We start from the raw sequence: 8313 nt of genomic DNA on the forward strand, positions 1-8313 counted from the left end.
TGAGTGCTCGGCCAGAGGTGATGGTTTCATAGATCATTTTTCTTGCGCTCTCTCCATCAACTATTCCGGATAAAATTGCCATTCTTTCCGCAATGGCAACCGTTAGTTCCAAAAGATCCTTTGGCCCTTCCCCTTTTAGTGTTTCTATGGCTTCTCGAACTTCAAGTGCGTTCCCCACCATATTTCCAAGAGGTTGGTTCATGTCACTTACAACTGCTGACATTTTTCTTCCATGTCTTTTTCCAATATCGAGCATTGCTTTCGCGAGTTTTCGGGCGTCTTCAAGCTTTTTCATGAAAGCTCCTGAACCGGTTTTTACATCAAGCACTATGATATCGGAACCGATTGCAAGTTTCTTACCCATAATGCTGGAAGCAATAAGCGAGATTTCATCAACAGTTGCGGTAACATCTCTCAACGCATACAACTTCTTATCAGCGGGAGCAATGTTTGCAGTTTGGCCAGCTACCGCAATCCCGATATTATTTACGATTGAAAAAAATTCTTCCTTTTCTAGAGTTGTTTTAAAACCAGGAATAGATTCCAGTTTATCTATCGTACCACCAGTGTGTCCAAGTCCTCTTCCAGAAAGCTTCGCAAAAGTTAAGCCGAGCGAAGCAACAATGGGACCAAGAACCAGAGTAACCTTGTCACCAACACCGCCTGTGGAATGCTTATCTACCTTAATTCCTTTTATTGAAGAAAGATCGATTTTTTCACCGGAATTCAATATTACTTCCGTTAAGTCTGAACATTCTTTGGGTGTCATATGATTGAAAAAGACCGCCATAAGCCAGGCGGAAATTTGATAATCGGGGACTTCACCCTTTACATAACCTTCAATAAGGGTTCGGATTTCTTCTTTTGTGTTAGAATCACCATCTCTTTTTTTCAAAATAATATCGTAGATCCTCACTTTATCACCTTCTTAAGTGGAATTTTTACTCTGAAGGTTGTCCCGCTACCATATTCACTTTCAAGTTCAACTGTGGCATTCAACTTATCAGCAATAAATTTTACAATAGCCAGCCCCAAACCAGTACCGCCCATTTTCCGTGAACGCGCTTTATCTACTCTGAAAAACCTTTCGAATATCCTTTTCTGCGCTTCATCTGGAATGCCTACACCTGTGTCTTCTACTTCAATAAAGGCGAAATTTGCCAGTGCATATATGCGAAGCCAAACTTCCTTTGGACCATGTTCTTTTACAGCTGTGTATTTGACTGCATTGTCCACAAGGTTTAAGGTTAGCTGTACCAGTCTATCAAAATCACCCTCAACAAAAACTCCTTCTTCAAAGTCATTCATAACCTTTATTCCGAGCTCTTTGGCGAGGTTACCAATTATTTTCAAAACATATCTACCAACTTCTGAAAGCTCTACATCCGTAACTGCGAATTGAGCATCTCCCGATTCTAATTTCTCCACATCAAGGAGGTCATTGATCAATCTTGTCATTCTCGCAGATTCTTTTTCAATGATGCTTAAAAAATGCTTAACCGTTTCTTTGTCGTTCAGATCATGATCCAAAAGCGTCTCCGCATATCCATGAATCGAAGTAAGAGGCGTTCTTAACTCATGAGAAACGTCTGACACAAACTCTCTTCTGATCGCTTCCAGTTGTTTTTCCTTTGTTATATCTCTCAAAATGATGATTACGTGGTTCACACCTGCGTGGGAAACGGGTATCATTTCACAGTCAAAATATTCCCTCCTGGTTCCAAAGAACGTGATCTCGCTATGCTGCGGTGCTTTTGTCTCCATTAGTTCTTCATAAAGATCTCCTATGAAAAAATTGTTCAGTACATCTGTTAGTTTTTTCCCTATTATCCCGGAGGTATCTACAATCTTTTTAACAGCATTGTTGATATATTCGATCTTCCCGTTTTCATCAACGATGAGAAAAGCTTCGTTCATGTTATCAAGTACATTTCTCATGTATTCGACTTTTCCAGTGAGCATTTCGATATGTGTGTCTTTATCCCTGATGAGTTTTCTCAGCGCGTCATAAACGCTGATGATTTCAGCTTTTTCATCTACTCCTGTTAACCGAGCTATGCGTCTCTTTATCTTCATGAATCTGCTTATAGTCCTTCTGCAAGTTAAAAATTCGAAAAACAGCAGCGCAATAAGCGCTGCCATTATTGTTATAACATAAATCAAGATTCAGTCTTCCTTTCCAGGATCCCTGAATTTGTACCCCTTTCCTCTAACTGTCATTATGTACTTGGGATTTGATGGATCTTCTTCGATCTTTGTTCTCAGTCTTCTGATGTGCACATCAACAGTTCTTGTGTCTCCGTAATAATCGTATCCCCACAATTTATCGAGAAGCACATCCCTGCTAAAGACTTTTCCTTCATTTTCAGCAAGGAACCTCAACAACTCAAATTCCAATGGGGTAAGGCTCACTAGCTTTCCGCGAACTCTGACTTCATACTTTTCTGTATCGATTTCAAGATCTCTCGCCGTTATCTTCTTCGGCCTTTCCTCCTTAGCCTGGATACTTTGCTGAATTCTTCTGAATACAGCTCTAATCCTTGCTAATACCTCTCTGACACTAAAAGGCTTGGTTATATAGTCGTCAGCCCCCAGTTCGAGTCCGAGTACTTTATCGAATTCTTCACTTCTTGCGCTGAGGAAAATGACTGGAACTTGTCTGTATTTCTCTGAGCTTCTAAGGTTTCTAACAAGTTCGAACCCATCCATTCCAGGAAGCATAATGTCAACGATGAACATGTCAATTTCATTGTCTTCAGAAACACGTAGCGCTTCCTCAGCGTCGTAAGCTTTGAAAACATCGTAACCTTCCTTTTTGAGATTGAACGCCAAAAGTTCAACTATAGAAGGTTCGTCATCGATCACAAGGATGTTTTTCTTGGCCATTCTCACCACTCCTTTCGCTTTGAATTAATTCTTCTTGCCAGACCCAGAAGATATTTTTTTCTTTCAGTTGTAAAAGATCTATTTTCAAGAAATTCTATGGCATCATCGCTGGTTATGTTGGCTATACTAAATTGCATAACTGATTCTTTCAAGCTTTCGAAATCTACTTTTACACCTTTCATATTGAGCTGGTTTCTCAATTCAAATTCAATTTTTCGTAGTTTATCAATATCCAGCATTGGTAACTCCGCAAAGGGCGTTCTGGGTTTCGGTATCAATGGATTCAAGCTTACTACAACCTGTGAATATCCCATTTTTCTTGCTTCGTGAATCTGCTTAACAATACCCTTTCTGTCTTCTTCTGATTCAAAGATAGCTCCAAAAATATAATACAATTTTATCTTTTTAAATCCGGCAGTCAGACCCATTTTTAAGGCTTTATGAATATGTTCCTCACTGATCCCTTTTGAAAAACTATTCCTAATTCTCTGACTTCCACCTTCAGGGGCAATGGTAAATTGGCTTTGACCTGACTTTTTAAGTAGCTGCAACAGCTCTCCTGAAAGTGAGTCAAGCCTTAACGAAGAAACTGAAACCTTAAATCTTTCGCTACTGAAATAAGAAATAACTTCTTCAAGCCATGGGTAATCAGTAACAGTTGCTGCAACCAGACCAACGTTTTCAATCTGCCCTTTACGTGAATCAATTTCCTTTTTCAACTCATCGGGGGGAAGAAACCTTTCTCTACCAAAAGTATGCCCAGCTACACAAAACTTACACGCCCTTTTGCATCCTCTTCCTATCTCTATTAAAAACCGAGAACCAAAAGCGGCCTTGTCGGTCATGAAGACACTTTTTGATAGCTTGTGCGATATTGCGGGCAAAAAGTCCTCCCCTTCAACCGCATTTGGGTCTTCTTTAAAAGCATTGATTATTTCAGAACGACTCTCTTTTCCTGTCAAAGACCTCAAGATTGACAAAAATTCATCTGTCAAATCCCCTGAATGAACCACATCTCCAAGCAAGCTCAAAAGCGCATTGTTAAAATAAGTCAGAGCTCCACCGATAACCACAACTGGATGAAATGCGTTCCTTTTTTCGTGTAACAGCGGTATCTTATAACCAAGCAACACATCGATAATATTCAACACATCTAATTCAAAATGCACTGAAAAAGCCCAAATTCTGAACTCATCCAGCGGCTTCAAGGAATCTATGGAGTAAAATTTTTTGAATGACCTATCGAAAAAGAACCTCTCACACCTTACATTTGGTAAAGCATTGAAACGAGCGTACAAATCGTGAAAAGACAAACTCGCACTAGCCACTTCATAGGCATTTGGATAAATCAGCGCCACTTCTAGTGATCCATTCAAATCAACAGATTCTAGAAAACTTTCAGTGTTTTGATAGGCCAGAACTTTATTGTATTCACGCCACGAATCCAAAGTCCTAGGCTTTCTCACTTAGTCTCCTTCCAATGCTTTCAAGAGACACTTTTCGCCTTACCAAGGTGTATTTTGCCACCAATATGTGTTCTTGGCTTGCAACGCCTTCAAAAATCACATTTCTATCCTTTACACTGATTGTGAAATTTAGCTCTAAAGGCCTCTTCACAAGCGCGATATCGATATGTTCCAGCTTGACAAAAGTAACCACGAACACTTCCGACTCCGATTCAAAGGGACTCAGCATTTCTCTTGAAAAATTCAACAACATTTTCTGAATGCCACTGGTTGACATGAGATTCAATCCTTCAACATCAGGGCGTTCTCTCCACAAAAATTCAGGACTATCGGTTTCCAGATTCGCAGTAAATTGCTTCCCGTTTAGTTCTTCAAGCTTCATGCTTCTTCCCTTTCATTTTCAAGAGTCTTTTGTTCTTTATCTTCAAGAGTCTTTTGCTTTTTATCAGCACCTGTTTTGCCTTTATCAAGCTCGGGTTCGCGGTAGTAATTTCCATCCTCAACTAAACCCACTATTTCTGCAAGTTCCCTGCCTGTGATCGTTTCTTTTTCAATGAGGTCATTTGCCGCTTTGTCCAATTTTTCTCGAAATCTGGTTATGATTTCCTTCGCTTTATCATAAGAAGTCAACACTATCTTTTTGACCTCGTTGTCTATTTCACTTGCTATTTCCTCACTATAATTCCTCATGCGAGTTAATTCTCGGCCCAGAAATACCTCACTTTCTTCCCGGCCCCATGCGATTGGGCCAAGTCTTTCACTCATGCCGAGCTGGCATACCATCGCTCTAGCAATGGTAGTGGCCTTTTCCAGGTCATTGGCAGCACCGGTGGTGATTTCACCAAAAACCACTTCTTCAGCGGCTCTTCCTCCAAGTATTTGAGCAAGGTTATCAAGCATTTCGGATTTTGAATTGAGATACTTGTCCTCTGCTGGCAAACTTTGTGTAAAACCAAGAGCTGCTACTCCGCGCGGAATTACAGATATTTTATGGACCGGATAGGCGTTTGGCAAAGTCAATCCAACAAGAGCATGCCCAAGTTCATGATATGCAACTATACGCTTTTCTCTGGGATTCATTATTTTTGATTTCTTCGCTGGACCTGCAATAACTCTATCAATGGCTTCGTCAAATTCATTCATTCCTATTAATTTTCTTTTCCGTCTAGCTGCGAGTATAGCTGCTTCATTTATAAGGTTTTCTAAATCCGCACCAACAAAGCCCGGAGTTCTTTGTGCAAGCAGCCATACATCAATATCCGGATCAATGGGTTTTCCTCGCATGTGAATTTTTAATATCTCCACCCTTCCCTTAACATCAGGCGGATCAACGGAAATTTTCTTATCAAATCTTCCAGGCCTGAGAAGAGCCCTATCCAAAATGTCGGGTCTGTTTGTTGCAGCCATTACAATGACTCCGGACTTTTCATCGAATCCGTCCATTTCCACAAGGATCTGGTTTAGAGTTTGTTCTCTTTCATCATGTCCGCCACCAAGCCCTGCCCCTCTATGTCTTCCGACGGCATCGATCTCATCTATGAAAATTATAGACGGAGCGTTTGCTTTCGCTTGGGTAAAAAGATCTCTTACTCTCGCCGCACCAACACCAACGAAAAGCTCTACAAAGTCAGATCCACTTATAAAGAAAAAGGGAACATCGGCTTCACCTGCAACGGCCCTTGCAAGAAGCGTTTTCCCGGTCCCCGGCGGTCCAACAAGCAAAATGCCTTTTGGCATTCTCGCTCCCGTTTCAGAAAAAATATTGGGGTCTTTCAAATAACTGACCGCATCCTTCAGTTCTTCGACAGCTTCATCAACGCCTGCAACATCTTTAAAACTCACCTTTTTTCCTGACGCTACATATTTCTTCGCCGGGCTTTTTGTGAACGTAAAAGCCTGTGAATTTCTTCCCGATAATGACCGCATGGCAAAAAACCAGATGAATATGATTATGGCAAGAGGTATTATTGTTCCAAGCAGGTTGACCCAGAACATTGAATCGTTACTCTTTTCATATCTCACTTCTACGCCCTTTTTCACCAAATTATCAACCAGAGACTGAAACTGGTCAGTAGAAAGCGTTTGCGGCGACACATATGTTTGATAAGCCTTTGGCTTACCGCTGATAAATTTCGAATATGCAACTCGCCCATCATCATAAATAACCAGTTCCTCTATGTTATTCAGCTCGAGTTCTCTAATGAATTCACTGTATTGAACTGTATTCACTTCATTACTTGGATAAAGACCCCTAAGTGCCACTATGAGAAATATGCCAAATACCAAGTAAAATAAAATCATACCAAATTTGGGTCTACGTTCCACGTGTTGACCTCCTTTCGAACCTAAAGAGGAGAAATTCGTTTTCTTCGCCACAAAACCTGCAATGCTCGCTCACTCTCACCCCGGGAATCCATAAAATCCTTCCTTTGCTGTCTTCCAGAACCATGAGATTTAAAAACACGTCCGGTGGTGCCTCATGAGCCGCAAGTGATATTACGCTTTTGCTGCTATGCAAACCAAAGGGTACAAATTTATCACTTTCCAATGCCTTCCTCAACAACAAAGGCATTCTGACCACGCTAATTGGACATACAGCTATATCGCTACCGTCCATACTCTCCGGAATATCTTTCACAATATCAATCCATACTTTGCCGGATTCCATTTCGATGCTGCTGGGAAACGTTTCAATTTTCTTTGACCATGAACTGGTGCTAAAGAGTTCATTATGAAATATGATGTATTTGCCCTTGCTAACACAATCAACTCCGTCTGAAAATTGGATTGTCCAACCATTTCTAGGAGATCTTAAAAGCTTTTTTAATGCCATTATCCTTTCTCGTGTCGGTGGATAACCCTTCCTTGAAAGGCGTTGTACAACTGTTCTTAGATACTCTGCAACTACGGGCCATTCACGGGATATTAAAGCTTCTTTCTCAACAAGAGCTTGTCCATTGATCCATAAGGTTAACTTCATTAATTCGGCAACATTTTTCTCCAAAAAACCGTAATCTTCTAAAGTGTTCAAAAAAAATCTCCAAAATGCCCTTTCATATGCCGGGTTCAGTTGCCTTAGCAATGGCGTGATTCGATGCCTGATAAAATTCCTGTCAAAATCCTCAATAACGTTTGTTTTATCGCTACTGAATGGAATCATGTTAATTGTAACATAATCTTTGATATCATGCACCGTCGTGGACAAAAACGGGCGGATTATAAATCCATCGACGGGCTTCATTCCTAACAGCCCTTTTAACCCCGTGCCACGAATCAGTCTCATTAATATAGTTTCGGCTAAATCGTTTAAATGATGCGCAATAGCGACTTTATCAGCTTTGAAAAATGTCTTTGCGCTGTTTAAAAACTCCAATCTTTTCAACCTTGCTGCCTCTTCAGGAGATAAACCCCTGTTTTCCAACATGAATTTTCTCACATCAGCCATCTTGTGGTAGAAGGGTATCTTTCTTTTTTCACAAAAAGCTCTGATCATTTTGGCTTCTAATTGTCCTTCAGAACCTCTAAGGCCATGATCGAGATTTGCGGCAACTAATTCACATTCTAAAGAAACAGCGTTTTCGCTTAAGAAGTGAAGAAGGGCCATCGAATCTTTTCCACCGGACACTGCTACAAGAATCCTCTCACCAGGCTTGATCATTTTATACTCTTCAATGAATCTCAGCACTTTCTCTGCAAATGCGGAGGTCATATGAATCACTTCCCATACTAAAAGTAAAGCGCCCATATGGGCGCTGGAGCCAACGGTGGGATTTGAACCCACAACCTGCTCATTACGAATGAGCCGCTCTGCCGATTGAGCTACGTTGGCACTCAGCAGTATTTTACCTTAGTAAGTCTGAAGTGTCAAATGGTTAACTGGCGTATGCAACACTCCGTCTTTCCCTGATTACAGTGACTTTTACCACACCTGGGTACTCCATTTCTTCTTCTATTTTTCGGG

General features: G+C 40.8%; 7 protein-coding genes and 1 tRNA gene. All 8 read right to left on the minus strand.

Features of this window, described 5'->3' with window-relative positions; all coding sequences use genetic code 11:
* The coding region (locus AC3LHT_RS01380) for a thymidine phosphorylase (protein WP_488661737.1) at positions 1 to 916 on the minus strand (916 nt) is incomplete at its 3' end.
* Positions 913 to 2163, minus strand: coding sequence for a sensor histidine kinase (locus tag AC3LHT_RS01385; protein WP_290644413.1), 1251 nt, complete (start codon positions 2161 to 2163; stop codon positions 913 to 915). The genes AC3LHT_RS01380 and AC3LHT_RS01385, both read right to left, overlap by 4 nt.
* A 3-nt stretch (positions 2164 to 2166) precedes the next feature.
* Positions 2167 to 2886 (minus strand): response regulator transcription factor, encoded by a 720-nt coding sequence (locus tag AC3LHT_RS01390; RefSeq protein ID WP_068346194.1) that lies wholly within the window; start codon positions 2884 to 2886, stop codon positions 2167 to 2169.
* A gap of 2 nt (positions 2887 to 2888) precedes the next feature.
* Positions 2889 to 4352 (minus strand): B12-binding domain-containing radical SAM protein, encoded by a 1464-nt coding sequence (locus tag AC3LHT_RS01395; protein ID WP_488661738.1) that lies wholly within the window; start codon positions 4350 to 4352, stop codon positions 2889 to 2891.
* Positions 4339 to 4734, minus strand: coding sequence for a thioesterase, FlK family (locus AC3LHT_RS01400; RefSeq protein ID WP_290644420.1), 396 nt, complete (start codon positions 4732 to 4734; stop codon positions 4339 to 4341). Before AC3LHT_RS01400 ends, AC3LHT_RS01395 begins: the two co-directional genes overlap by 14 nt.
* On the minus strand, positions 4731 to 6653 hold the full coding sequence (ftsH, locus tag AC3LHT_RS01405; RefSeq protein WP_488661740.1) for an ATP-dependent zinc metalloprotease FtsH: 1923 nt from the start codon (positions 6651 to 6653) through the stop codon (positions 4731 to 4733). Before ftsH ends, AC3LHT_RS01400 begins: the two co-directional genes overlap by 4 nt.
* Before the next feature lie 13 nt (positions 6654 to 6666).
* Positions 6667 to 8061: a tRNA lysidine(34) synthetase TilS gene (tilS, locus tag AC3LHT_RS01410; protein ID WP_488661739.1), complete on the minus strand. Its 1395-nt coding sequence runs from the start codon at positions 8059 to 8061 to the stop codon at positions 6667 to 6669.
* Positions 8062 to 8105: 44 nt separating this feature from the next.
* Positions 8106 to 8181 (minus strand) — tRNA-Thr (locus AC3LHT_RS01415).
* Between the last annotated feature and the right edge of the window lie 132 nt (positions 8182 to 8313).

Source organism: Kosmotoga sp. (assembly GCF_982836095.1).